Annotated in this window: 24 protein-coding genes and 1 CRISPR repeat array; of the genes, 13 read left to right on the forward strand and 11 right to left on the reverse strand. The window is 48.4% G+C overall.

Features of this window, described 5'->3' with window-relative positions; all coding sequences use genetic code 11:
- Positions 1-21 precede the first annotated feature (21 nt).
- Entirely contained in the window at positions 22-879 is an 858-nt protein-coding gene (locus tag FHS56_RS02635; protein WP_166918326.1) for a DUF58 domain-containing protein, read from the reverse strand.
- 39 nt (positions 880-918) lie between these two features.
- Between FHS56_RS02635 and FHS56_RS02640 the strand changes: the two genes are divergently transcribed.
- The 6 genes from FHS56_RS02640 (at position 919) to FHS56_RS02665 (ending at position 5,573) form a co-directional block, all read left to right on the forward strand.
- Positions 919-1,437 (forward strand): DUF4296 domain-containing protein, encoded by a 519-nt coding sequence (locus tag FHS56_RS02640; protein ID WP_166918327.1) that lies wholly within the window; start codon positions 919-921, stop codon positions 1,435-1,437.
- 43 nt (positions 1,438-1,480) lie between these two features.
- Positions 1,481-2,209, forward strand: coding sequence for a LytR/AlgR family response regulator transcription factor (locus FHS56_RS02645; RefSeq protein ID WP_166918328.1), 729 nt, complete (start codon positions 1,481-1,483; stop codon positions 2,207-2,209).
- Between the two features lie 127 nt (positions 2,210-2,336).
- Positions 2,337-2,987: a peptidoglycan-binding domain-containing protein gene (locus tag FHS56_RS02650; RefSeq protein WP_166918329.1), complete on the forward strand. Its 651-nt coding sequence runs from the start codon at positions 2,337-2,339 to the stop codon at positions 2,985-2,987.
- The gene (locus FHS56_RS02655; RefSeq protein ID WP_166918330.1) at positions 2,980-3,885 is read left to right on the forward strand and encodes a hypothetical protein; all 906 of its coding nucleotides are present in this window, start codon (positions 2,980-2,982) and stop codon (positions 3,883-3,885) included. The genes FHS56_RS02650 and FHS56_RS02655 overlap by 8 nt, the downstream gene beginning before the upstream one ends.
- 10 nt (positions 3,886-3,895) lie before the next feature.
- Positions 3,896-4,321 carry a Rab family GTPase gene (locus FHS56_RS02660; protein ID WP_317165651.1) on the forward strand — a complete coding sequence of 142 codons (426 nt, stop codon included), beginning with the start codon at positions 3,896-3,898 and terminating at the stop codon, positions 4,319-4,321.
- Positions 4,299-5,573, forward strand: coding sequence for a PP2C family protein-serine/threonine phosphatase (locus FHS56_RS02665; protein WP_166918332.1), 1,275 nt, complete (start codon positions 4,299-4,301; stop codon positions 5,571-5,573). Before FHS56_RS02660 ends, FHS56_RS02665 begins: the two co-directional genes overlap by 23 nt.
- On the opposite strand, the gene FHS56_RS02670 is transcribed toward FHS56_RS02665, so the two are convergent.
- From FHS56_RS02670 to FHS56_RS02680, 3 genes are all read right to left on the reverse strand, one after another.
- Positions 5,553-6,332, reverse strand: a complete 780-nt coding sequence (locus FHS56_RS02670) for an alpha/beta fold hydrolase (protein WP_166918333.1) — start codon at positions 6,330-6,332, stop codon at positions 5,553-5,555. The two genes, FHS56_RS02665 and FHS56_RS02670, sit on opposite strands and share 21 nt — an antisense overlap.
- A gap of 3 nt (positions 6,333-6,335) precedes the next feature.
- The gene (thrS, locus tag FHS56_RS02675) at positions 6,336-8,294 is read right to left on the reverse strand and encodes a threonine--tRNA ligase (protein ID WP_166918334.1); all 1,959 of its coding nucleotides are present in this window, start codon (positions 8,292-8,294) and stop codon (positions 6,336-6,338) included.
- 365 nt (positions 8,295-8,659) lie between these two features.
- Positions 8,660-9,838 carry a tetratricopeptide repeat protein gene (locus FHS56_RS02680; protein WP_166918335.1) on the reverse strand — a complete coding sequence of 393 codons (1,179 nt, stop codon included), beginning with the start codon at positions 9,836-9,838 and terminating at the stop codon, positions 8,660-8,662.
- 48 nt (positions 9,839-9,886) lie between these two features.
- On the opposite strand from FHS56_RS02680, the gene FHS56_RS02685 reads away from it, so the two are divergent.
- The 3 genes from FHS56_RS02685 to FHS56_RS02695 all read left to right on the forward strand — a co-directional run bounded on the left by FHS56_RS02685 (position 9,887) and on the right by FHS56_RS02695 (position 12,154).
- Positions 9,887-11,098, forward strand: coding sequence for a CaiB/BaiF CoA transferase family protein (locus FHS56_RS02685; RefSeq protein WP_166918336.1), 1,212 nt, complete (start codon positions 9,887-9,889; stop codon positions 11,096-11,098).
- The gene (locus FHS56_RS02690) at positions 11,091-11,582 is read left to right on the forward strand and encodes an NUDIX domain-containing protein (RefSeq protein WP_166918337.1); all 492 of its coding nucleotides are present in this window, start codon (positions 11,091-11,093) and stop codon (positions 11,580-11,582) included. Before FHS56_RS02685 ends, FHS56_RS02690 begins: the two co-directional genes overlap by 8 nt.
- A 98-nt stretch (positions 11,583-11,680) precedes the next feature.
- Positions 11,681-12,154 (forward strand): MerC domain-containing protein, encoded by a 474-nt coding sequence (locus FHS56_RS02695; protein WP_166918338.1) that lies wholly within the window; start codon positions 11,681-11,683, stop codon positions 12,152-12,154.
- Between the two features lie 237 nt (positions 12,155-12,391).
- On the opposite strand, the gene FHS56_RS02700 is transcribed toward FHS56_RS02695, so the two are convergent.
- The 3 genes from FHS56_RS02700 to FHS56_RS02710 are packed head-to-tail and all read right to left on the reverse strand — an operon-like array spanning position 12,392 to position 14,416.
- Positions 12,392-13,360: a D-2-hydroxyacid dehydrogenase gene (locus FHS56_RS02700; protein ID WP_243844130.1), complete on the reverse strand. Its 969-nt coding sequence runs from the start codon at positions 13,358-13,360 to the stop codon at positions 12,392-12,394.
- Between the two features lie 24 nt (positions 13,361-13,384).
- Complete coding sequence (gene purE / locus FHS56_RS02705; RefSeq protein ID WP_243844131.1) at positions 13,385-13,894, reverse strand: 5-(carboxyamino)imidazole ribonucleotide mutase; 510 nt, start codon at positions 13,892-13,894, stop codon at positions 13,385-13,387.
- A 30-nt stretch (positions 13,895-13,924) separates the two neighbouring features.
- Complete coding sequence (locus FHS56_RS02710) at positions 13,925-14,416, reverse strand: GNAT family N-acetyltransferase (protein WP_166918339.1); 492 nt, start codon at positions 14,414-14,416, stop codon at positions 13,925-13,927.
- Between the two features lie 169 nt (positions 14,417-14,585).
- Here FHS56_RS02710 and rsmI point away from each other — a divergent pair, with 169 nt between their 5' ends.
- From rsmI to FHS56_RS02725, 3 genes are all read left to right on the forward strand, one after another.
- Complete coding sequence (gene rsmI, locus FHS56_RS02715) at positions 14,586-15,326, forward strand: 16S rRNA (cytidine(1402)-2'-O)-methyltransferase (protein WP_166918340.1); 741 nt, start codon at positions 14,586-14,588, stop codon at positions 15,324-15,326.
- A 62-nt stretch (positions 15,327-15,388) separates the two neighbouring features.
- Entirely contained in the window at positions 15,389-16,348 is a 960-nt protein-coding gene (gene corA, locus FHS56_RS02720) for a magnesium/cobalt transporter CorA (protein WP_166918341.1), read from the forward strand.
- 569 nt (positions 16,349-16,917) lie between these two features.
- On the forward strand, positions 16,918-17,742 hold the full coding sequence (locus FHS56_RS02725) for a hypothetical protein (RefSeq protein ID WP_166918342.1): 825 nt from the start codon (positions 16,918-16,920) through the stop codon (positions 17,740-17,742).
- A 112-nt stretch (positions 17,743-17,854) separates the two neighbouring features.
- Here FHS56_RS02725 and FHS56_RS02730 read toward each other — a convergent pair whose 3' ends face one another.
- The 4 genes from FHS56_RS02730 to FHS56_RS02745 all read right to left on the reverse strand — a co-directional run bounded on the left by FHS56_RS02730 (position 17,855) and on the right by FHS56_RS02745 (position 21,175).
- Complete coding sequence (locus FHS56_RS02730; protein ID WP_166918343.1) at positions 17,855-19,663, reverse strand: acyl-CoA dehydrogenase; 1,809 nt, start codon at positions 19,661-19,663, stop codon at positions 17,855-17,857.
- Between the two features lie 39 nt (positions 19,664-19,702).
- Entirely contained in the window at positions 19,703-20,353 is a 651-nt protein-coding gene (locus FHS56_RS02735) for a Rossmann-fold NAD(P)-binding domain-containing protein (RefSeq protein WP_166918344.1), read from the reverse strand.
- 78 nt (positions 20,354-20,431) lie between these two features.
- The gene (dut, locus tag FHS56_RS02740) at positions 20,432-20,869 is read right to left on the reverse strand and encodes a dUTP diphosphatase (protein WP_166918345.1); all 438 of its coding nucleotides are present in this window, start codon (positions 20,867-20,869) and stop codon (positions 20,432-20,434) included.
- A gap of 21 nt (positions 20,870-20,890) precedes the next feature.
- On the reverse strand, positions 20,891-21,175 hold the full coding sequence (locus tag FHS56_RS02745) for a hypothetical protein (RefSeq protein ID WP_166918346.1): 285 nt from the start codon (positions 21,173-21,175) through the stop codon (positions 20,891-20,893).
- A 246-nt stretch (positions 21,176-21,421) separates the two neighbouring features.
- On the opposite strand from FHS56_RS02745, the gene FHS56_RS02750 reads away from it, so the two are divergent.
- Positions 21,422-22,843, forward strand: a complete 1,422-nt coding sequence (locus tag FHS56_RS02750; protein WP_166918347.1) for a hypothetical protein — start codon at positions 21,422-21,424, stop codon at positions 22,841-22,843.
- Positions 22,844-23,088: 245 nt separating this feature from the next.
- A CRISPR array of direct repeats spans positions 23,089-23,844; the repeat unit is 30 nt; unit sequence GTTTTAATCGCACCAATGTGGAATTGAAAT.
- Positions 23,845-23,886: the final 42 nt, after the last annotated feature.

Consider the following 23,886-nt stretch of genomic DNA (forward strand, 5'->3'; position numbering starts at 1 on the left):
GATTTAGTCTGTAAAGTACCATCAAGGCTGAATAAACAACTGTGAGAGTGCCCGCTCATAAGGGCGGCGTATATGCACATGCGCAATGCGGGCAGGTCCTCGTTTTGCCAAGGCATTCAGCTGGCGGCAGCGTTGTTCAAAGAAGCGGCGGTACTTCTCGCTTTCTTGCTTATTGAAAGGCAAAAGCCACTGCCCGGGGGCTTCCGTTGCTTCGACGGACACCAAACCCAGCGGGGGCAGGCAATAGTGACTCTCATCGAACAGGTGCACCAAATACAGCTCATGGAAAGAAAGCAAAGCCCCCAAGTCAAGGAATTGACGTTGCGGATGAATAAAATCGGAAATGACAATGACCACCGAATGACGACGCAGGCGCCGGCAAGCCTGCCGCCAAGAGAAATAAGCATCTTCCTGTACGGGGGTATAGGTCCACAGCTTCTCGAGTGCAGCCATCAGGGCATGGTGTTTACGCAAGGCTGGCAACACGATGGGGGTGCTCGTTTGCCCACCCAACAGCGTCACTTCGCAACGTTCGCGCAAACTCAGCCACATCAGCACGGCAGCTATTTCACGGGCAGTTACCCATTTACACATGCCAGGATAAGCCATCGAAGCACTCATGTCTAAAAGTATATATACGCTCAACTCCCGCTCCTCTTTGTACTCTTTCAGAAACACCCCATGCCCTTTTGCCGATGCCATCCAGTCGATATAGCGCACGTCGTCGCCATATTGATATTCGCGCAGAGCACTAAATTCCAAACCGCTTCCTTTGAAAAAGGAACGATAATTGCCCTTCAACTCATTGAACACATTGCGCCGAATAGATAACTCTATTTTTTTTATTTTCGCAACTATGTAATAAAGGCTTTCTTGCATCTTATTCAATTATCGCTTTCATACACATTGATACGCAAGATGAACAAAATCAATCTTTTTTTTATATTGAAAGCTGGGCTATTTACGTTCTTTGCTTGCACAAGCCCACAACAGCCCGAACAAAGCAAGTTTGAACTCTTGGACGACTCTACCATGATACGCATACTCGTAGACCTACACACCCTCGACGCCATTACACCTTATCTGTTTTCGCAGCCCAACAACGATACCGCCAAAGCGGCATTTAAAGCCCTACGCAACGAATTACTTGCCAAATATCACACCGATTCCACACAGTTTTACCGTACCTATAACTACTATATGGAGCACGACCTCTCTCACATGAACCAAATATACAGCGCGGTAGTCGATTCATTGAACTTACGCGCCAACACTCAACGCTTCGATTTGTGGGACTTGAAACAAAACACTACACAAAAGTCAAAACCTCGCCCTGTATTTAGAGAACCGAAAAAAGCTGATAGTTTGTTGAAAAATAAAATAGAAAAAATAAGGAAAAAAGCCGCTTCTCGCTTAGAAGCAACCACTACCCAATAGAAGCAGTATAACCCAAAATACGTATAAACTACACATATCCGATATGAAAAAGCTCAGTTGCATCATTGTAGACGACAATCCCGTAATGACTACCATCCTGCGGGGATTTGCAGAAAAGTCTGGCATAGTCGAATGCAAACAAGTATTCAACGATCCACAAGAGGCATACAGCTTTCTCCACGAGGAGTCGGTCGATATCATGTTTTTAGACATAGAAATGCCACAACTATCAGGCATTGAACTACTCAAATCGCTCAAAAATCCACCGGCAACCATCTTGGTTACTGCCAATCCCGATTTTGCCGTAGAAGCCTTCGAGCTGGATGCCGTGGACTACATCGTAAAACCGCCTGAATTTCACCGCTTCCTGAAAGCGCTGAACAAAGCACACGCTTTTTTGAAAGGCGCCTCCAACAAAAACAAGCAAGCAAGCAACGAAGAGGGCAGTGAGCAGGAGATATTTGTAAAGATAGACCAGAAGCTAGTAAAAGTGCGCCTCAACGACATTCTCTATATAGAAGCTATGGCAGACTATGCGGTGATTCATACCACCACTGGGCGGCAGTTGGTGGTCTATTCCAGCATGAAAAACTTCGAGACGGAACTAGAAAAGCACGCCCCCGGTCGTTTTCGTCGCATTCACCGCTCCTATATCATAGACAAGGAAAAAATCGAAGCCATAGAAGACAATAGCGTCATCATTGGCAAGAAGCACATCCCCATAGGCAAAACCTACCGTGAAGACTTCCTTAACCAGCTCAACAAGCTGTAAAACAGTACTTCATTTAAAGAGTTTCGCAATTCGTTCAAAGAGTTTGTCCATTCGTTCGTCGAGTCGATGAGTAAATTCATCGACTTTTGTTATTATTGGTTTGTCAATCCTCTAAATTCAAGGAAACATGAAAAGAATTTTATTCCCTTTAATTCTCATTGTGTTGGGCACCATCGGATACAATCAATATCGGCAACTGCGTAAATTTTCGCCTCCTAACGACTACGACTACGAGGCGAAAACAAAAGCCATCGACGTCAACTACTACGACAGGCAAGTGGTGGAGCGCTATTTTGAGCTATGCTATGAAGTAGGACGCTTTGCCCGTCAGGCGTGGTATAACCACGACATCGATGTGCGCTTCCCCGACGAGTCAAACCCTCAGAGTGTACAGGCATCTCTTCATTACCAACAACTACTCAAAGAACTAAACATCTTAGAAAGCCGCCTTATGCAATCCAAAGAGCTCAAAGGAAAAGGCTTTGATAATCAATCCATTCGATACATAGAAGAACAGGGCATAGCACCGCAACTTTACAGGGCACATCGTTTGTTAAATGGTAAAGTACTGCGCCGCGGCGACACAGGCGAAACCGTATGGCAGATGCAAAAACTGATTTCGAAACAGCACCGCCCCATAAAAATCGATGGTATCTTCAACCAAGAAACCGAAGAAGCGATTAAAGAGCTACAAAGCCAGTGGGGCATGTATCCTTCCGGCATAGCCGACTCAGAGTTTATGCATAAGCTACTACAAAACAGCAACCGCAATGAGTGATGAACATAAAGTAGACATATTTTTCAGCCTCTTCGAAGAGGTCATAGAGCGGCAAAACGAAGCGGTAAAACAGATGATATTTCAAGAGCTTCGCTTGCTCAAAGAAAAAGAATTGCCCAAAGTGCTGGAGCCAGTGGTTGAGCGAAAAATACAAGTCATAGAGCAGCGCTTGGCAGAGATGTCTGGCAGCAACGTAGCCCAAGCCATCCGCCAACAAATCAAAAACTCTCAACACGAAATGGTAGATGCCCTCTACCCCATCATTGGCAAGCTGGTGCGTAAGTACATACAGGTAGAGCTTGCCAAGCTCTCGGAAAAGATAGATAAACAGCTGAACGACACCTTTTCGTGGAGCAGCATCAAACGTGAGTTCCTTTCCTTATTTGGCATTAAACAGAAAGACGTACTACTGGCACAAGCACAGCGCCCTATCATAGAAGAGGGCTTTATTATAGAACAAGAATCGGGTATTTTGTTGGCACACTATACCCGCAACGATACCGTGGACGAAGATTTGATTGCCGGCATGCTCACCGCCATCAAAAGCTTTGTGAAAGACGCCTTTCATAAAGATAAAGGCGAGCTGGGTTCCATCGAATACGGCGATACGACCATCATACTGAAAGACTCATTCAGCTATTATCTGGCAGTGGTTGTGTCGGGCATTGTAACGACTCAGTACAAAGAGCAGCTGCTGGACTACCTGATAGAGTTTGAACGCAGGCATCTGGCTGGTAAACCCAAAGAAACAATAGACGGGCTGCAATTAAAAGAAGCATTTATAGAACACTGCGAAAAATCGGAAGACTACTTTTACAAACTAAAAGGCAAATACCATGACATCCAAGAAAAGCTACAGCAAAAAAATCATTTTGATTGGCAATTTTGGCGTTGGTAAAACATCACTGGTGCAAAGATACGTGCACTCGCGTTTCTCTGAGCAATACCACACCACCTTGGGAGTAAAGGTAGACAAAAAGGTAGTGGAGTTCGACCACTGCATACTCAACATGATGATATGGGATATAGCTGGCGAAGTGCGTCAAGAAAAAGTACCTCCATCTTATTATTTGGGGTCCAAGGGCGTCTTTTATGTGTTTGATATGACCCGCCCCTCTACCTATGAACACATAGAAGAAGACTTAGCCTATGTAAAAAACATACTGCCCGAAGCGGTATATATGATTGTTGGCAACAAAAAAGACCTCGTAGAGGAAGCCCCAGTGCCCTGTGATTTCATAACCAGTGCTAAAACTGGCGAAAATGTCGAAGCTATGTTCCGGAGCATGGCACAAAAGTTATTAGAACAAGATGGAAAAAAAGTCAACATATAGCCACTTGGAGCATCTTCTGAAACATACACACAAGGCTTATTATAGCAGCGGCATTCTGTTCAAAACAGATGGCAGCATCGTAGAAGTAACTCCCGACCTTCAAGCATGCTTGCAAAAGGCAGTGTCTATTTATGACGCTGACCCTTTCATAGGCAGTTTGCAAAGCATCTTTGAGCATCTGACACCCGGTGATGCTCCTATCTTCTTTCCCAGAGTAGAGACTACCCACCTGGGCAAAGAAAAAGGCATCTATGACTATAGCTTTCATGCCGAGTGGGTAGAGGGTGAACCCCTTATACTCTGCACCATTACAGACACTTCCGACCAGAACTACTATCTGTTTCAGGTACAAAACGAAAGAAACAGAGCCCTCATAGAAAAAGAACTGCAAGAGCTACAAAAAACCAAAGAGCAACAAAAAGAAAACATCCGTAAAAAGATTGAAGAAATACAGCAGCAAAAAAACTTGGCAGAAGCAGAAAAACGCAAAATCATTGAAAGCCTCAACTACGCCCAACGCATACAAGAAGCCTTGCTGCCCTCACAACAAACACTACAACAAATGCCGTTCCCTTTCTTTGTCTTTTGGCAACCTTGCGACCTTATCAGCGGCGACTTTTATTATCTGCATTACTCCAAAGACTTTACTTACATAATCTTAGGTGACTGCACTGGGCACGGCGTGCCCGGTGGCATACTGACCAGCATAGGCATCATGGCACTGCGTCAGGCATTGCTTCTCAACCCAGACATCCCCCCGCACCAACTTATTCAGCTTATAGACGAGAACATACATTCGCTTTTCGACCACACCCAAAACAGCTCGCCCGACAAAGTCGTGCGTGATGGCATGGAGCTGGCAGTACTGCGTATTCACCAATCAGAGCAATACATTGAGTATGCCGGAGCGGGCATCCCCTTGTACCTACTGCATGCAGGTAAGGTATCGATGATTCGCCCCCAACAAGCTGGTATCAGTAGTATCTTCAATAATGGAACGGGCTATCAAAGCGAGCGCATCCCCTACACTCAAGGTACAGAGCTTTTTTTAAGCAGTGACGGCTATATTGACCAAATAGGCTCTGAAGCCAATTGCCGGTTCAAACGCAGGCGCTTCGTAAAGCTCATTGAAAGGCTTTTCGGCAAACCTTTCAATGAGCATAAAGACTACATCAAAGAGGCTTTCTTTCAGTGGAAAGGCATTCAGCCGCAAACAGACGACGTGCTCGTTTTAGGCGTCCAACTCTCGTAAAAAACTTTTCAGATGCTGTAAAAACAACTCGGGCTGCTCGGCATGCAACCAGTGCCCCGCATCGGCTATGTCGGCAATCTGTGCATGTGGAAAATGCCGCTGAATCACAGCGATATCTTTGTCACGCACATAAGCGGAGTTTAAACCTCTGATGAAAAGTGCCGGCAAATCGACCCTACAATCGCTGGGCAACCCCTCCACCACATTGGACAGCTGACTCGCTATGATTTTGAGGTTCATACGCCAAGCATAGCCCCCCTCTTCCGTGCGGTACAGATTCTTCAGAAGGAATTGGCGTACGCCCATCTCTGGCACATAGCGACTCAGTATTTGGTCGGCTTCCCCGCGGCTTTTGATGATTTCCACAGGAATAGCCAGCAATCCCTCTATGATGACATCGTGATGAATCGGATAAGCCCGTGGAGCAATATCGGCAACGACAAGGGCTCGCAACAAATCAGGATGGCGGCAAGCCAACCACATGCTCACCTTGCCTCCCATAGAGTGCCCCAACACAATGGGGCGCTGCAAGCCATGCTCCTCAATAAACTGGCGCACATCTTCACTCATAGCTTCGTAGGTCCACTCTTCGCTGTGAGGGGAACGCCCGTGGTTACGCAGGTCCAACAGATAAATGTGATAATTTTCTTCCTCTGCCAAACGCCGAGCAATGGTCATCCAGTTGTCGCCCGAGCCAAACAAACCATGTAAAATCAAGAGGGGCGTTCCCGCCCCTACTTCTTGGAAATAAAGCTTCATGGGTTAGTCTGCGATTTTGGTTTCTTCTTTAAAATGCTTGATAAAGTCTTCCAAGCTGAAAGTTCCCTTGTCGCCTTCACCGTGTCGGCGAACCGCTACGTTTCCCTCCTCTGCTTCTTTTTCGCCCACAATAAGCATATAAGGAATCTTCTTCACTTCGGCATCGCGGATTTTGCGCCCTATCTTTTCGGCGCGGTGGTCCACAAAACCGCGTATGTCCTCTTCCATCAGACGGCTCATGACTTGGTCGGCATAGTCGGCATATTTATCGGATATAGGCAACACAGCCACCTGTTCGGGAGCCAGCCAAAGCGGCAGGTTGCCAGCACAGTGCTCCAGCAAGACCGCCACAAAGCGTTCCAGCGAACCGAAAGGCGCACGGTGAATCATCACCGGACGGTAGCGCTGGTTGTCGGCACCGATGTATTCCAATTCAAAGCGCGCCGGCAATTGATAATCTACCTGAATGGTGCCCAGCTGCCACTTGCGCCCCAGCGCATCGCTCACCATAAAGTCGAGTTTAGGACCATAAAAAGCAGCCTCTCCCTCCACTGTAATGGTATTGAGCCCTTTTTCCTGAGCTACCTCTATGATTTCACGCTCGGCACGCGCCCAGTCTTCATCCTTGCCGAAGTACTTTTCTTTGTTGTTGGGGTCGCGCAGAGATATTTGTGCCGTGTAGTCGTCGAATCCCAAAGCTTTGAACACATACAACACAAGGTCTATCACCTTGCCAAATTCTTCCTTCACTTGGTCGGGGCGGCAGAAAATGTGGGCGTCGTCTTGGGTAAAGCCACGCACACGGGTCAAGCCATGCAGCTCGCCGCTTTGCTCATAACGATATACCGTACCAAACTCTGCCAAGCGCAGAGGCAAGTCGCGATACGAGCGCGGGCGCGATTTGTAAATCTCGCAGTGATGCGGGCAGTTCATCGGTTTGAGTAAATACTCTTCCTCTTCGGGGGTGCGTATGGGTTGAAAAGAATCCTTACCGTATTTTTCCCAGTGCCCCGAGGTTACGTACAAATCTTTCTTTCCGATATGCGGGGTAACCACTTGCTGGTAGCCTGCTTTTACTTGTGCCCGCCGCAAGAAGTTCTCCAGTCGCTCGCGCATCACTGCCCCTTTGGGCAACCACAAAGGCAAACCAGCCCCCACCTTGTCGGAGAAGGTAAAGAGCTCCAGCTCTTTGCCCAATTTGCGGTGGTCGCGTTTTTTGGCTTCTTCCAGCTTGTGCAAATAGTCTTTCAGCTCCGATTCTTTGGGGAAAGTAATGCCATAAATACGGGTAAGCTGCGGACGCTTTTCATCGCCGCGCCAATAGGCACCGGCTACGTTGAGCAGCTTCACCGCCTTAATCAATCCTGTATGTGGAATGTGGGGACCACGGCAGAGGTCAATAAAGTTGCCCTGTTGATAGAAGGTAATTTCCCCATCGTTGAGCTCCTCGAGCAACTCCAACTTATAGGGGTCGCCTTTTTTCTGGAAGAACTCTATGGCTTCTTTTTTGGGTACCTCCTTACGAACATAAGGGTTCTTCTGCTGTGCCAGCTCCTTCATCTTGGCTTCTATCTTGGGCAGGTCCTCTTCGGAAAGCCCCCGCCCTTTGAGCGCTTCCACTGCCGACAAATCCACGTCGTAGTAAAAACCGCCACGCTCAGAAGGCGGTCCAATGCCAAACTTCACGCCCGGATACAGCGCTTCGAGCGCTTCGGCAAGCAAGTGCGCCGATGAGTGCCAAAAGGCATATTTACCTCCTTCATCGTTCCATGTAAGCAAACGTACTTGGGCATCTTTTTCAATAGGACGGGTAGCATCCCATATTTCACCATCTACCAAAGCGGCTAATACATTGCGGGCTAAGCCCTCGCTAATCGACTGGGCTATTTCCAAGCCGGTAACTCCTTTGGGATACTCCCGTACAGTGCCATCGGGCAGTGTGATTTTTATTTTTTCTTCCATTGCAGGATTCCTGTTTTCGTTTGTCTTTGGTTTGCAAAGCTAAAAATTTTATGAAAGAAGTGCGAAAGAAGCGAAAGGAGTTGCCCAAAGCATCGGGCAACGAAGCACGACTTAGGCAAGCTTTTTTCGAACACAACTGGATAAGGAACAAGCACCGAAGCTGATGCCCGTCTTTTTTAGCCAAGCTTTCATTTCGAGCACGCCTCCCTCGCGAATGCTAACACAAAACACAGTTTTCACATTCAACTTCTTATTGATGCCGCTCCGGTCTATTTTCATCGCCGAAAGAAAGCTTCAATGCTAAAAACACTTCAAATGCGCAAAAATGAACTTATTTGCCGAGTTTGGTCAAGCCACAGCGCCTCTTAGGGTAGTGTGTCTTTGCTTAGTGCCGGCAATTGAATTTTAGGCTTGGGCATCTCCACAGAAGGCACGATGGGCGTGCGCAATATTTCTGTTTCGCTGCCAGTAGCCCTGGTCGAATCTTGTGCAGGGGGCACCCAAGTGCCATCGCGCAAACTGCGGGCATAATACAAATAACTTTTGGCTTGCGTATCGCCCGGATTGATTTTTACTGCCCTTTCCAGCCATTCGACAGCCTCTTCATACTCCTTGGCTTTGATGGCACAAAGCCCCAAATAATAAGCCGTGCGTGCTGGCAGTTGGTCGTGGTTTGCCAAATAACGGAAGTGCTCGCAGGCTTCATCCCAAGCGTAACGCAAAGTGAGCTGTTCTGCTAATTGATAACGTGCTGCTACATGCAGTGGATTTAGCTGCAAGGTCTTTCTATAACATACCAAAGCACTATCTGTCATGCGTTTGCCGGCGAGCCGCTGTGCATGGTAGTACCATAATGTATCGGAAGCGGGCAAACGGCGCAACGCCCTTGCCAATAAGCTATCTACCTCTTGCTGCTTGTCTTGTGCTTCCCATGTTTTCAACAGGAAATAATACCCTTCTACTTGCCGGGGCTCTTTTGCCAAGGCGGTGCGCAGTGCCTGTTCGGCTTCTGCTGGTGCACCAAATTGAAAATATGCCTTGCCTAAGGCTAAAAAAGTGAGTGGGCTATAGGGCAAGCGACGGCGAGCTTCCAACAAAGCTTGCATACACCTTGCCGAGTCGCCCGTTCTGCGATAGCCTTCTCCCAGACTCAGCCAGAGTGCAGCATCGGCATAGCCATAATCACGCGCTTTCTCTAAGGCAATGAGCGCTTCTTGCGGCTTTTTCTGTTCCAAGAGCAGGCGTCCACGCAGGTACCACGCCCAAGCATAGGTAGAATCCAAGCGCAAGGCTTGACTGGTATAACTCAAAGCCAAAGGTAGACGTCTTTCGTTGTGCCACACCCACTGTGCCAGCTTGGTATATACATATGCCGAAGGCTCTTCTTCAGCCGCTTCTTCCAACAACTCCTTTATCTTCACGTTGCCTATAGCCGCCTCGTTGGGCACACCATACATACGGTCATCACTTGCTTCATAGTCCTCGCACGCCCACAAAGCAAGGCAAGCAAACAACAACAAGGGCAAAAAGTAGCAGCACTTCATGCGTTTTTGTATTTTCAAAGCAATGTTAAAGAAAAAATCTGATACCTTATGAGCGAAGCCCCCCTGCGTGGCATCCGCGTGATAGACCTGAGCCGGCTGCTGCCCGGTCCGCTGGCAACCCTGTTTCTGGCAGACTTGGGCGCAGAAGTCATCAAAGTAGAGCTACCTCAACAGCCCGACTATGTGCGCCACTACCCACCTTTTTACACCACAGACAAAGGCGAGAGTTTTTCGGCAAACTACCTTGCCCTCAACCGTTCGAAGAAAAATGTAGCCATTGACTACACTCGCCCCGAAGGACGGCAGCTACTCATAGAGCTCATCAAAACTGCCGATGTGGTGGTAGAACAGTTCCGTCCCGGCTATTTGTCTCAATATGGCTTGGATTATGAGTCATTGGCACAAATCCACCCCCGCCTTATTTATGTTTCCATTTCCGGATATGGGCAAAACGGACCATACGCCTCCCGGGCAGGGCACGACCTCAACTACCTTGCCTACAGCGGCATTCTGGGATTGAACACACACCAAGACAAACCCCTCTTGCCCCCTGTGCAAATTGCCGACATTGCGGGCGGTAGTTATATGGCAGTCATGGGCACGCTTACCGCCCTACTGGCACGCCACCGCAGCCAACAAGGCGAGCATGTCGATGTGTCGATGACTCAAGGGGCGCTGCCCATGCTCCACCTCTTAATGGCAGAATACTGGGCAAACGGACAGCTGCCCACGCGCGAAACCATGCCTCTCGCTGGTGGGCTCATCAACTACGAGGTGTATCGCTGCAAAGACGGCAAATGGATAGCCTTTGCCGCACTTGAACCCAAATTCTGGATGCGCTTTTGTGAAGCTATAGGCAAACCCGAACTGCTGGGCTTGGGGCTGGACCAAAACACCTCTGCCGAAAAGAAAGCCCACTGCCGAGCACAATTGGCTGCTTTGTTTGAAAGTAAAAGCCGAGAAGAGTGGTTGCGCCTTGATGCCGAACACGAGCTGCTCATCAGTCCCATCTATAGCCTCGATGAACTGGAACAAGACCCTCATTTACAGGCACGTCAGGCATTTGTGGAAATCCCTCACCCCGTGCTGGGCAGCTACAAAAGCATTGCCTTACCTATTGGTTTCCGCAACCACCCACTGCCACCACCTGCTCCCGCCCCTGACTTGGGCGCCCACACCCAAAGTGTATTGCAAGCGCTGGGCATAGACACAGCACAATTAGAAGCATTGAAAGCAAAGAAAATCATTCACTATGTCTGAGCTCTCACAAGAAGTCGTCGATACATTTGGCAACCGTCTGCGTGTACGCTGTTGTGGTTTGCTGTTCCAAGAAAACAAACTGCTGCTTATACGGCACCGTATGGGCAAAGAGCGCTACCTTTGGACACCCCCCGGCGGCGGTATGCTCTTTGGCGAAACGGCAGAAGAGTGCCTTAAGCGTGAATTTAAAGAAGAATGTGGATTGGAAGTGGATTTCTGCCGCTTTCTTTTTGTACATGAGTTGTTGCTGCCTCCCTTGCACGGCGTGGAATTGTTTTTTGAGGTAAGCGCCCCACGCTACTCTACCGAAAATCTGAAAGTAGGCTACGACCCGGAAGTAAAAAGCCCGCTCATAGACCGCCTTGCCTTCTTTGACCACGAAGCGCTCAGCCGCCTGCCTTCGCAAGAAAAGCATCCGCTTTTTCGACGCTTCCCCATGCAAAAACTCATTGATTTACAGGGCTATTTCCTCACTTCTTCCTGAGACACTTGCTCATTGTCTCCTTTTTTTGCAACTTTGTTGCAAAAAAAATGGTTATGCAAGTGCCCCCAATGGCATCAAACGCTTAACTTTTATCGTTCATGGCTGCACCCTCTTCTCCTGCGTCCGATTCGCACTGGGCAGACCGCTTGGGAATGCTCAATGCTTTCATTTGTCTGATACATTGCCTGGCACTGCCCATGCTGGCAACCATAGGAAACATAAGCAGCTTACTGCTCGAAAGCCTTTGGCTGGACCTGCTGTTTATTGCCATCAGTTACTTTGCCGTGTATCGAGCCAGTCGAAAAGTGCCCCCCTCTCCCACTGTGCGCCGCCTGTGGCTTTGGGCAAGTGTTTTTGCTGTGGCGCTTATCATGGGGCATCTTGGCTATCTTTTCTTTGATTATGTCTCTTACTTCTCTTCGGTCATGCTGGCATGGACCCACTTCAAACACTACCGAGAAAGCAGCCGTTGCCCAACCAACAATGTGCCCAACACCCAAACGGAACATTATACTGTCGGGCAAGAAGCAACAAAGGAGGTTCATCCTAAAAAGGCGCAAGTGCTTTCATAGTGTTGAAGCCTTCTGCCACCCCCCAACCATCTGCTTTTTCCATAAACAAACGATAAGGCACTTGCCCAAAGACGGGAACACAAACAGCTTCACAAGTCTGAGCAAAAGCACTTCCAAAGGGTGCTGATTGCTCACCCAATGTACAGTGGTAGTCCTCAGATAGCGCTCAACGGCATAAAACGAGCTATGCACATCCCCCCATCCACGCCCTTGGCATAGTATAAAACCACCTCCTTATCAGAAATTGACCACATTTTTAGGATTCCCTTCTATGAAGGCACGCAAGTTGTCCACGACAATAGCCAGCAAACGGCTGCGCGACTCGTAGCTACTCCATGCATTGTGGGGCGTTACAATACAATTAGGCAAAGTAAGCAGCGGATGCCCGGGCGGCGGTGGTTCTTGTGTGAGCACATCCAAGGCGGCGGCTTTGATGCGGTGGTTTTTCAAAGCTTCGAACAAAGCCTCCTCATCAATGAGGGCACCGCGTGCGGTATTGACCAACACAGCCGTGGGCTTCATCAACGACAGGCGCTGGGCATTCACCAGCTTTTCAGTTTCGGCTGTCAGCGGGCAGTGCAAACTCACCACATCGCTGGTGGCAAACAGTTCATCGAGGGGCACCCAACGGGCACCTTTGCGCTGCACCTCTGCTTTGTCGGGGTGATGCGCCACTACCCACATGCCCAATGCCCGTGCCATGCGCGAGACTTGATAACCTATATTGCCCAAACCTACGATGCCCAGTTGTTTGCCTGCAAGCTCCACAATAGGGCGTTTCCAGTAACACCAGCCACCTTTCCATTCGCCTTCGTGGGTGCTGCTGTTGTGCAAAGGAATTTCATTGCAAGCAGCCAGCATCAACGCCAACGTGTGCTGTGCTACCGACATGGTGCCATACCCCGAAGCGTTGGTTACCACGATGCCCCGCTCCCGGGCATAGGCTATGTCCACGTTGTTATAGCCACTCGCCAGCAGCCCTATGTATTTGAGGCGGGGCAGTTGTTCGAGGATGGGGCGGTCGAGCACCACTTTATTGACCAAGACCACCTCGGCAGAAGACGCACGAGCAACTACTTCACCGGGCGCAGTGTGTTCATAGAGGGTCAGTGTTCCCAAGCTGCGTAGCTCAGACCAATCCAAGTCGCCCACATCCAACGGATGACTATCCAAGACTACTATTTCCAAAAGCTTGTTGGTTTGCATAAACAAAAGAGCGCTTCCAGCAAACTAAACATCCAGTTCTTCGTCCAATTCTTGTTGCTGACGGTAAATTTTTTCTTTCAAAGCCGCTTTAAAATCTTCGAGGCGGCGGGCAAGGGTTTCATCAAAAGCAGCCAATATCTGACTTGCCAAAATAGCTGCATTGCGTGCGCCGTCGAGGGCTACCGTCGCTACGGGCACGCCCGCAGGCATCTGCAAAATAGATAAGACCGAATCCCATCCGTCTATGGAATTGCGTGATTTGATAGGCACCCCAATGACCGGCAAAGTAGTGAGCGAAGCCACCATGCCCGGTAAATGAGCCGCTCCACCGGCACCGGCTATAATCACACGAATGCCACGCCCACGGGCTTGGCGAGCATAATCGAACATGCGTTCGGGCGTGCGATGTGCCGACACAATTTGCACTTCATAAGGCACTTGCATTTCTTCCAAAAAAGAAGCTGCTTCCTTCATCACCTGCCAATCGGACTTGCTGCCCATGATGATGCCTACTTTGGGTTGAATGTCTTTCATAACGTATAAACATTGATGAATGTGAGTTGCTTATGCTGTTTCGAGCCCTTTCAGATAGTCCTCTACCTGTGTGGGGGTCATGCGACAGTTCACCCACTCGGCATCGAAGGTTACTGGCATGCGTTTGTAAAAGCGAATGGCGGGCTCGTTCCATGCCAACACCTGCCACGCCACGCGCCCCACATGGGCAGCTTTTGCCAGACGCAACGCCTCATCGAAAAGCCGTTTGCCAATGCCCTGCCCTCGTGCGCTTTCTTTTACCACGATGTCTTCTATATAAAACACACGCCCTTTCCAAGTGGAATAAGGAAAGCAATACAGCAAAATGCCAACGACCTCAGCTGCCTGCTCTGCCACCAAACAGCCAAAATAACCATGAACGAAGTCGTGCTTGAGCTGCTCCAGCGTGTTGGTGTGCTCGTGGGCAGCCCTTTCGTAGGCTGCCAGCTCGGCAATCAAGGCATGCACTGCCGGCATATCGTCAAGCATGGCGGCTCTTATAGTACAAACACCTGTTTTCATAATCTGCGATTTCAAAAAATCAAGCCTTCAAATCTACAACATTTCGACAGGCTAAGAAAAACGTTTGCGCAAGCTTTTGGCAGCAAAAAGCAAAGTAGGCTTCGAAAAAGACTTCTTTTCACGCAAAGAAAGCCCTACCTTTGCAAAAACATTCAAGCAATTGCATCTTATGGCTGAACAGCAACCCGCTCTTGCCGCCCTTACAGTGGTGCCTACGCCCATCGGCAATTTACAAGACATGACCTTCCGAGCTGTGGAAGTGCTCAAGAGTGTAGATGCCATCCTTGCCGAAGACACGCGCAACACCAAAAAGCTGTTGCAGCATTTCGATATTCAAAAACCTGTGCAGAGCTACCACGCCCACAACGAGCACGCCCAAATCAGCCGCTTGATTGCCCGCATGCAGCAGGGCGAACGGCTTGCCTTGGTTTCGGATGCAGGCACCCCAGCCATTTCCGACCCGGGTTTTTTGCTGGTGCGTGCTTGCGTGCAAGCGGGGCTGTCTGTGGAGTGCCTGCCCGGGGCTACCGCTTTTGTGCCTGCGCTGGTGCAATCGGGGCTGCCTTGTGAGCGCTTTGTGTTTGAGGGTTTTTTGCCTCACAAAAAAGGGCGCCAAACGCGCTTGCAAGAGCTGGCAAACGAAAGCCGCACCATTGTGCTGTATGAGTCGCCGCATCGCCTGCTCAAGACCCTACAGCAGCTCAAAGAGCACTTTGGGGGCGAGCGTCCCATAGCCGTCGTGCGCGAAATCAGTAAATTGTTTGCAGAAACCGTGCGCGGCAGCATCGATTCGGTGCTTGCCCACTATGCGCAAGGCGGCACCATCAAAGGCGAATTTGTATTGGTAATAGGCGGCGTTGAAAAACCAAAAGCAAAAACAAACACGACCTCCCGTTATGATGACAACTAAATTCGTGTTAAATTGCCGCTGCCTTTTTTGCGCATAGTGAAATCTTTAAAACAACGAGGGGGATGATTCGCATTTTTTACCTCAACGAAGCACAAGAAATCAAATGGGTGAAGCTCAACAATCCAGAAACTGAAATCCAAGACTTTCAAAACGTTATATGGATTGACCTGCAATCGCCCAGCGAGCAGGAAAAACGCACAGTAGAAGAGCTCTACGGAATTGAATTTTTCACCCCTCAAGAAGCCGCCGAAATCGAAAGTAGCTCGCGTTACTATGAAGACCAACGAGTCATAGAAGCCAACAACACCTTCGTGGTCTATGAAAACAAATTCTACGTAGCACGGCAGGTGTCTTTCATCTTGAAAAACGGCATTTTATTTACCCTGCGCAACAACGACTTCAAAGCCTTTGCCGACGTGGTGCGCCGACTCAAGACCATGTCGCCCGGTTATATTACCCGCGGCACACAAATCTGGATGATGATACTGGAAACACGCATCGACTTGGATGCTGACTTCATCGAGTATTTGAGCCGAGTAACCAACCACATCAGTAAGAAAATCATCCGAGACAAAGAATATCAAGAAGAAATACTGCTCAAACTTACCGAACTGCAAGAAAACACCATCCTTATCCGCGAAAGCATCATAGACAAACAGCGGGTAGTATCCTCTCTGCTCAAAAGCACCATGATTCCAGACGAAGAAAAAGAGCGTCTGCGCATTGTTATCAAAGACATCAATTCGCTGCTTCAACACGCCGATTTCAGCTTTCAGCGACTCGAATATTTGCAAAATACCTTCCTTGGTTTGGTCAACATAGAGCAAAACCACGTCATCAAGATATTTACGGTGGTAACGGTAGTTTTCATGCCTCCTACCCTTATTGCCAGCATCTACGGTATGAACTTCGAGTTCATGCCTGAAATTAAGTGGACCTACGGTTACCCCCTCTCACTGGGCTTGATGCTTGTCTCTTCTCTTGTGTTTTTGTGGTATTTTAAACGGAAGAAATGGCTCTAAAAAGCTGAAGTTGGCGAAAGAATAATTTTTATATCCAAAAAATGTGAGCATTTTCTTTGGGTTGGGCATCTATTTTGCCTATATTGGTTTGTAGGCAAACCGTCATTTATTCTATGCAAAGACTTCTTTTTGTCTTCTTTCTGCCGGTGAGCTTTTCTCAGAACAAAACACCGCCGGCAAACTAAGCCAAACCGTTGGCGCATGCGCTTTGTACTTGCCTCTCCGACCAATTCGAAAGCAGACGCCCCGCTATTCAGATATACACAAAAGACAAGCTGAAATAGAGAGAAGCCAAAGTCGCCCCCTATTCAGTGAAAAAATGCCCAATGTGCCCGCCATAGGTTAGCCAAAAGTGCACAGCGTATGCAAGACCTCAGCAAACGCCCGGCAGTGGAGCGCTGTGCTCAACGGGTGCAAGATGGTAGCATAAGCCATGAGCAAGCAATTGACTTTCAAATGCATTATGAATGCTTCTGCCTGCAGCCTTATGCCTACATCTATGCTAATAAAACAAAAACCGAAAGAAACCGAACAAACTTAATTTCTCATCTCCTCAAAACACAAAGTTTATGCAAAGTATCCTTTTTTCCTTAGCTCTCAGCCTCATGGTTTTGGTATGTACACCTATGCAGGCACAAAACATTCGCCAACTGATTGATAAAGCTTGCGAATGCATCGATAAAGAAGTAAAACAATACCATCGAGTCATCGTGCAATACATGTACGATTATGTGGACCTGGGCGAAGAAACCGCGGCGCGCAACCTCAAAGCGCGCTATAACCAGCTCAGCGCTCAAGAGCAAAAAAAGGTAGAACAAGACATCGACGCTTTGAGAGACAAATTCAAGAGCGTAGTAAGCAGCTGTCTGGGCAAAATCAAAGAAATGAACTTATCTGATGCTCAAATAGAGGTAATCAAGCAAGAACTGAATGAAAAAAAACAATGCCATCCCTTAGTTTATTATATTACCACCAACAGTAATAGCGAAAAAGAGGAAGAAGACAGCCCTCCTGCCATTGACCCCAACCAAAAGGCAACTGACCTTGCCGAAAGCATATGCGATTGTGCCTACAAGAAGATAGACAAACTGCATCCCATCGTGCAAGAGCTTTTGGTTGAACTCATAGACCTCGACAACACCGACCACATCATAAACAATTATAAGCGTCGCTACGACAAACTCAAGGAGCAAGAAAAAGAACAGGTATCGCGAGACCTTTCCTACGTGCAGAGTTCTGCCTTTAAGGATTATATCTACGAGTGCCTGAGTGTAGTGAATGCTTTGGATGAAACAGCTTACAATGCACTATTAAATGCCATTAAAGAAGAGCCATATTGCAAAAAAATGCTTGGCGCCATTACGCTCGTCATTGCTTTGCACGAAAAGGAATAGAATAAAAAGTAGCCTTGAAAAAGTGAACCCACACGAAAGAAAAAGCCTGCCTTTGCTCATAGACAGCAAAAGCAGGCTTTTCTACTAACAGATGCATACCCTGTATGTTGGCTTAAAGGATAACCTCTTTTTCTTCGGGCAGCGTCAAGAAGACATCATCCATAAGGCGAGTAGCAAGCCATTTGGTTTTAGGCAATTCGTAATGGAAGAAGAAACGCATGGTATGCAGCTTACTTTCATAGAAACGCTCCGATTCTTCGTCTAAGCCGCCGGCAACCAACTTTTGCTTAGCAGTTACTGCCATCTTCAGCCACATCCACGCCACCACAATCAGGCTCGACATCTCCATAAACAAAACGGCATCTGCCATGTAGCGCTCCACATCGCCCTTCATGGCATAGCCCATCAGTTTTTGCATGACTTGCTGCAGACGCCCCATCTCCTTTTGCAGAAGCTCTGCATAGGATTTTAGGTCGTCGAAGGTGAGCGCTGCCTGCAGGGTTTGACCTATTTCTTCGGTCAACAACATAGCAGCCTTGCCATTCTTGGCAACGATTTTGCGCCCCAGCAAGTCCAACGATTGAATACCGGTGGTTCCCTCGTAAATGGTGGTGATGCGTATGTCGCGATACATCTGCTCAAGTGAGAAATCGGTAGTGTATCCGTAACCGCCCAGCACCTGCAATCCTGCACTTACCGACTGGATGCCATACTCCGAAGGGTAGGTCTTGACTATGGGCGTAAGCAGGTCGAGCAACAACTGATAACGTTCGCGCTCCTCGCCTTCGGTTACCTCCAGCATATCGGCATAGAAAGCGGCTTGTGCCGTCAGCATCAAGGCACCTTCGCTCACTGCCTTTTGAAAAAGCAGCATGCGGCGCACGTCCGGATGGTTGATGATGAGCGTCTGCGGCGTGGTCTTTTGGTCTTTTTCACTCAGGCGACGCCCCTGCGGACGCTCATGCGCATATTTCAACGAAGCGTGATAAGCCATAGAAGCAATGGCTGCCGACATGATGCCCACGCCTATGCGTGCCTCGTTCATCATTTGGAACATGTATTTCAAGCCTTGATGCGGCTCACCTACCAGCCAACCGTAGCAGTTGTCTTTGTCGCCAGCAACAAAGTGCACGGCGGGGGTGCATTTCTGCCCCATCTTGTGGTAAATAGCAGCAGTAACCACATCGTTGTCCACGAGTTGCCCGTTTTCTATGCGATACTTGGGCACGATGAAAAGCGAAATGCCTTTGGTACCTGCCGGTGCCCCATCGATGCGCGCCAGCATCAAGTGCACCACATTTTCGGCACCTTCGTAGTCGCCTGCCGAAATGAATATTTTCTGCCCCTTGATTTTATACACACCTTCTTGGTCTGTAGGGCTTGCCGAGCTGACGATATCGGACAACGAGCTGCCAGCTTGCGGCTCGGTAAGTGCCATGGTGCCTTGCCACTCTCCCGACAACATCTTGGGCAGGTAAATGTCCTTCAGTTCTTGTTTAGCGAAATTTTTTATCAGACGAGCGGCACCGGTAGTCAAGCCTACAAACATGGTAGCCCCGTTGTTGGCTGCCCCTTGAATATAGTTCATTGCCATCTGCAACAGGTGCGGCAGTTGTTGCCCTCCGTCTTCATACGAGAAAGTGGCACCAATCATGCCGGCTTCGCCCATGGCTTTCACATATTCCAAAATAACCGGGTGCACCTTTACCTTGCCGTCCACAAAGTCGGACTCCTGCTTGTCCATCTCACGATAATTGGGATACAACAAACGGTCTGCTATCTGTTTGGCTGCCTCTATGACCATATCGAACGAGCTGCGGTCATGGTCTTTATAGTGCTCGTACTGAGTAAGTTGCTCTGCATTCAGAACGTCATACAAAACGAATTGCAGGCTTTTGAGGTCCACATATCTTTCTTCCATGTTGTTGGTAGGTTTAGTGCTTGTGCGAAAGTTAGCAAATCAAGAAGAGAATTTCAATATTTGGTCATTTTCAATAATAAATTTTCCTTTTTGCGGATTTTGCGCGCAACGATACATAGCCCAAGCCACGCGCTCGGCTTCTACTGGACGATAAGGTAGCGGTATGAGCGGGCGGAAGAAAACCGATAAACGGGCGCTGATTTGTTCTACCGGGCGCGACTCGCGGCGTTGCCCCAACAGCAAAGAAGGACGAAACAGGTAAAGACTTTCAAAGCCTATTTGAGCCAAAGCTTCTTCTACTGCTCCTTTCACTCTATTGTAAAAGAAAACAGAGTGTTTGTTTGCGCCCATAGCCGTAACCACAAAGAAGCGGCGGCATCCGTGTGTATGAGCCCAACGCGCAAAAGCAAGCACGTAGTCGTAGTCCACTCTGCGAAAGGCTTCTTTTGAGCCGGCTTTTTTCATGGTGGTGCCCAAGCAACAAAAGGCTTCATTGAGCGGGGCATCCAAGGGAAGCGCCTCTATTTGTTCCCAATCGACAAGCAAAGGGCTCACCCCTCCGGGCAAATCGGTTGCCCGCCTAACGAGCGCCCACACTTTTGCATAAGCCTCACTTTTTCCTAATAATTGGCAGAGGTAATTGCCTGTTAAGCCTGTAGCGCCGGCAACGGCTGCTTGCTTTTTTTCCATAACCAACATGTTTTTTCATAGAAAACCAAACGACAAGCAAAAGCTTGCCGGCAAAGCTTTTGGTTGCAAAGAAGAAGGCTATTGGATGCCTGTGCTGCCGAAGCCACCTTCGCCCCTTTCGGTTGCTGTGAGCGTTTCGACCGGCTCCCATTCGACCTGTTCATAACGGGCAACCACCAATTGAGCCAGCCGCTCGCCGTCGGCTATGGTATAGGGCTCGTTTGAAAGATTCACCACGCCCAGTTTGATTTCGCCGGTATAGTCTGAGTCGAGCGTTCCCACGCCGTTGATAAGCGTGATGCCTTTTTTGATAGAAAGCCCGCTGCGTGCGCGTATCTGCCCTTCATAGCCTTTAGGTAGCTGCACATACAAGCCAGTGGGGATAAGCGCCCGCTCCAAAGGCTGCAAAGTAAGGGGGGCGTCGAGGTTGGCGCGCAAGTCCATGCCTGCCGAGCCCACAGTGGCATAAGAAGGCAAAGGGTGTTTCGATTTGTTGACAATTTTGACTTTGAGCATAGTCCTTTTTTTGAGCCAAAACTAATGAAAAGCCTGCAGGCAGCCCAAAAAATGGCTTAGGATATAAAAAAGTCTGTTGCTTGACTCGTGGAATCGAAGGGCGGTTTTCCTTTTGTAAAGAAAAACGATGGTAGCCAGCACGCACATGCTCCAGAATGCCGATACCCCCCTTTCAGCCTCGTCTTCTATTTTTACTTTGGGGCTCTGCATAGCAAGCCTCCCCAAGCACACAAGCACAGGAATGGCACGACGCTTTGCATGCCAAGAACTTCTTTTCTCGAAGGTGGGGCGATGCGTCGTTGTCATGCGCTTGTTCGAAAAGCCAGCGCCGCCCCCTCCTCATGAGTCCGTGGTACATCGGATGCACAAACTACCACAAAACGCATGTAGTTGTTTGATGCTTTTTGTACGAGGCAAGCAAATTCTTTTTATATTCGAAACAAACAAAGCCTAAAGGCATACCACAACGAACACGCAAAGCAGCGTATTCTGCGCCCAATAGTTGGGCTACTTTCGTAGTGATGTAAACACTAAAAAACGGACAAATTCGAAATGGAAGAACTGAAACAAAAAGTGAAAGCCCTTGAGAAGGTGGTAGAAAAAAACAAGCATCTGAGCTTGAGCGACGCCGCCGCTCAAAGCGGCTTGCCACTCGACGAGGTGCGTGAAGCTATGCAGTTGCTCATAGAGCGCTATCACTGCCGCCTGCGGGTAACTCAAGGGGGCGATTTGATTTATGATTTTGGCGACAGCTTGCGCCGCCGCGACCAAAAAACATGGGAAGAACGCTGGGACGAAATCAAAGCTGCTCTATGGAAAGGCTTTCAGGTGTTCTTTAAAGCATGGATTGCCGTTACTTTGGTCGTCTATTTCGTTATTTTTGTGGTTTTGCTCATTACCGCCTTGCTGGCGCTCAGCTCTGGCAATCGCGACGACAGAAACCGAGGACCCGACCTCTCGGGCGTGTTCTATATGATTGCGCGCATCTTTCAAGAAATATGGATTTGGAACACCCTCACCAATGCCAGCGTTTACCGCCGAGACCCTTACGGCTTCCCCTACAAAACTTACGAGCCGCGCACGGCAACCATAGGCAAGACCAAAAAGAAAAGCTTCATTGCCTCGGTTTATGATTTTGTGTTTGGTCCGCCACGCCCCCAAGAAGACCCGCTCAACAACCACAAAGAGTTAGCCGCCTTTGCCCGCCAAAACAAAGGCATTGTGGTGATGCCCGAAGTGAAAGCCTTGGCAGGTTGGAACGAAGACCAAGCCAATGATTTCTTAACCGAGTGTTTGGTACGCTACGACGGACAAGCCCGCATATCTGAAAACGGGGTTTTGTATGGCGACTTCGAAGAGCTCACCCGCAGCGTATCGAAAGAGGGCGACCATCCGGTGGTGTGGTATTGGAACGAATACGAAGCCCCCTACGTCTTGACCGGCAACAGCCGATGGCGCAATGTAGGCATCGCTGCTATGAACTTATTCAACTTGCTTTTTGGTGCCTTGTTTGTTATTGGCTCCGAGCCCGATCCGATGGCAAGCGGCTTTTGGGCACATACCGATATTTTCTTGGGCTGGGTGCCTTTTTTGTTCTCGGTCATTTTCTTCACAGTGCCTATCTTGCGTTCATTTTGGGTAAGACGAAAAGAAAAAGAACGCCTGCGCAACAATGTGCGCAAATTGGTCATGAAAAACCTATTCACCCACATCAGCAGCGGCAACGACACCCTGCCCGAAACGCAACTGCTCCATGACCCTCAAAATAGCATCAAGGCGCCACGGGCAGTAGCCCGCAAGGTAATGAAAGAGCTCATTGTGGACTGGCACGGCGAAGCCATAGCACAAAGCAACGGCAGCGTGGTTTACCGCTTCGAGCAGCCAGCTTTTGAGCTGAAAGAAGCCAAGCGCCTGCGTGCCCAGCGCAACGACGACTTCGACAGCGAAAATACCTATATAGAACTAAAAAGCTGATTATCAGCACATTAAACAAATTCAAGTCGTCGATCGCCTTCTTTTGGGAAGAAAAAAGCACAGAATCGCGAGTGCTTTTCAGAAAAAACAGCAAGTAAATAGCTGATTATCAATGAATTAACCAAAGTCGTCGAACTCCAGGCAAAATTACACTATTGCCGTTCGACGACTTTTTACATTTCTCTCAGAAAAAAAATACCGCTTACGCTTGACTTATTCGCATATTTCCTCTATATTTACCACGAGTTTTAATCGCACCAATGTGGAATTGAAATTCATTCAGGCAGTTCCTTGCTCGGAGCGCTGGCATCGTTTTAATCGCACCAATGTGGAATTGAAATTCTTATATCGGCAATGCAGGCAATAGAAGTGGAATACGGGTTTTAATCGCACCAATGTGGAATTGAAATCGTGTACGAACAAAAATCTCTTCTGTTCGTACGACAGTTTTAATCGCACCAATGTGGAATTGAAATCTTATATGAAGAAAAGATTTTAGAAAAGCTATTTGTTTTAATCGCACCAATGTGGAATTGAAATTCTTTTTCGATTGTTCTACAAAGCTCGTAAACTCCGGTTTTAATCGCACCAATGTGGAATTGAAATGAAGGAACTGGTCAATACTCTTCAGGGTTTCTTCACTGTTTTAATCGCACCAATGTGGAATTGAAATCGAGCTCGGAAAGAGAGGTTACTGCATCGACGCCGGTTTTAATCGCACCAATGTGGAATTGAAATTCGGCAAGATAGCGTCGACGGTATTTAAAACAATTCAAGTTTTAATCGCACCAATGTGGAATTGAAATAAGGGATAGAAGCCCGCCCCCTTCTACGAGGGCAAGTTTTAATCGCACCAATGTGGAATTGAAATCCTTTTCGTCCGTCCTCGCCTTTTGCTTGGCTTCGTGTTTTAATCGCACCAATGTGGAATTGAAATATAGACGGAAAAGGCGTGCTTTCATGCAGGTTAAGTTTTAATCGCACCAATGTGGAATTGAAATTCTTTTACTACTTTAATGCCGTTCTTTAGGACTTTTGCCGTT

Origin of the sequence: Thermonema lapsum (assembly GCF_011761635.1) — a bacterium.
GTDB lineage: Bacteria > Bacteroidota > Bacteroidia > Cytophagales > Thermonemataceae > Thermonema > Thermonema lapsum.

Excerpts from the sequence above, each read along its gene's own strand:
- FHS56_RS02655 (WP_166918330.1), top strand. The coding sequence starts at position 2,980 with ATGAGTGATGAACATAAAGTAGACATATTTTTCAGCCTCTTCGAAGAG.
- rsmI (WP_166918340.1), top strand. The coding sequence starts at position 14,586 with ATGGCTGAACAGCAACCCGCTCTTGCCGCCCTTACAGTGGTGCCTACG.
- FHS56_RS02695 (WP_166918338.1), top strand. The coding sequence starts at position 11,681 with ATGGCTGCACCCTCTTCTCCTGCGTCCGATTCGCACTGGGCAGACCGC.
- FHS56_RS02735 (WP_166918344.1), bottom strand. The coding sequence starts at position 20,353 with ATGGAAAAAAAGCAAGCAGCCGTTGCCGGCGCTACAGGCTTAACAGGC.
- FHS56_RS02745 (WP_166918346.1), bottom strand. The coding sequence starts at position 21,175 with ATGACAACGACGCATCGCCCCACCTTCGAGAAAAGAAGTTCTTGGCAT.
- FHS56_RS02690 (WP_166918337.1), top strand. The coding sequence starts at position 11,091 with ATGTCTGAGCTCTCACAAGAAGTCGTCGATACATTTGGCAACCGTCTG.
- purE (WP_243844131.1), bottom strand. The coding sequence starts at position 13,894 with ATGAAAGACATTCAACCCAAAGTAGGCATCATCATGGGCAGCAAGTCC.
- FHS56_RS02665 (WP_166918332.1), top strand. The coding sequence starts at position 4,299 with ATGGAAAAAAAGTCAACATATAGCCACTTGGAGCATCTTCTGAAACAT.
- FHS56_RS02710 (WP_166918339.1), bottom strand. The coding sequence starts at position 14,416 with ATGAAAACAGGTGTTTGTACTATAAGAGCCGCCATGCTTGACGATATG.
- FHS56_RS02685 (WP_166918336.1), top strand. The coding sequence starts at position 9,887 with ATGAGCGAAGCCCCCCTGCGTGGCATCCGCGTGATAGACCTGAGCCGG.
- FHS56_RS02635 (WP_166918326.1), bottom strand. The coding sequence starts at position 879 with ATGCAAGAAAGCCTTTATTACATAGTTGCGAAAATAAAAAAAATAGAG.
- FHS56_RS02670 (WP_166918333.1), bottom strand. The coding sequence starts at position 6,332 with ATGAAGCTTTATTTCCAAGAAGTAGGGGCGGGAACGCCCCTCTTGATT.
- FHS56_RS02725 (WP_166918342.1), top strand. The coding sequence starts at position 16,918 with ATGCAAAGTATCCTTTTTTCCTTAGCTCTCAGCCTCATGGTTTTGGTA.
- FHS56_RS02650 (WP_166918329.1), top strand. The coding sequence starts at position 2,337 with ATGAAAAGAATTTTATTCCCTTTAATTCTCATTGTGTTGGGCACCATC.
- FHS56_RS02640 (WP_166918327.1), top strand. The coding sequence starts at position 919 with ATGAACAAAATCAATCTTTTTTTTATATTGAAAGCTGGGCTATTTACG.
- FHS56_RS02680 (WP_166918335.1), bottom strand. The coding sequence starts at position 9,838 with ATGAAGTGCTGCTACTTTTTGCCCTTGTTGTTGTTTGCTTGCCTTGCT.
- thrS (WP_166918334.1), bottom strand. The coding sequence starts at position 8,294 with ATGGAAGAAAAAATAAAAATCACACTGCCCGATGGCACTGTACGGGAG.
- FHS56_RS02645 (WP_166918328.1), top strand. The coding sequence starts at position 1,481 with ATGAAAAAGCTCAGTTGCATCATTGTAGACGACAATCCCGTAATGACT.
- FHS56_RS02750 (WP_166918347.1), top strand. The coding sequence starts at position 21,422 with ATGGAAGAACTGAAACAAAAAGTGAAAGCCCTTGAGAAGGTGGTAGAA.
- corA (WP_166918341.1), top strand. The coding sequence starts at position 15,389 with ATGATTCGCATTTTTTACCTCAACGAAGCACAAGAAATCAAATGGGTG.
- FHS56_RS02730 (WP_166918343.1), bottom strand. The coding sequence starts at position 19,663 with ATGGAAGAAAGATATGTGGACCTCAAAAGCCTGCAATTCGTTTTGTAT.
- FHS56_RS02700 (WP_243844130.1), bottom strand. The coding sequence starts at position 13,360 with ATGCAAACCAACAAGCTTTTGGAAATAGTAGTCTTGGATAGTCATCCG.
- dut (WP_166918345.1), bottom strand. The coding sequence starts at position 20,869 with ATGCTCAAAGTCAAAATTGTCAACAAATCGAAACACCCTTTGCCTTCT.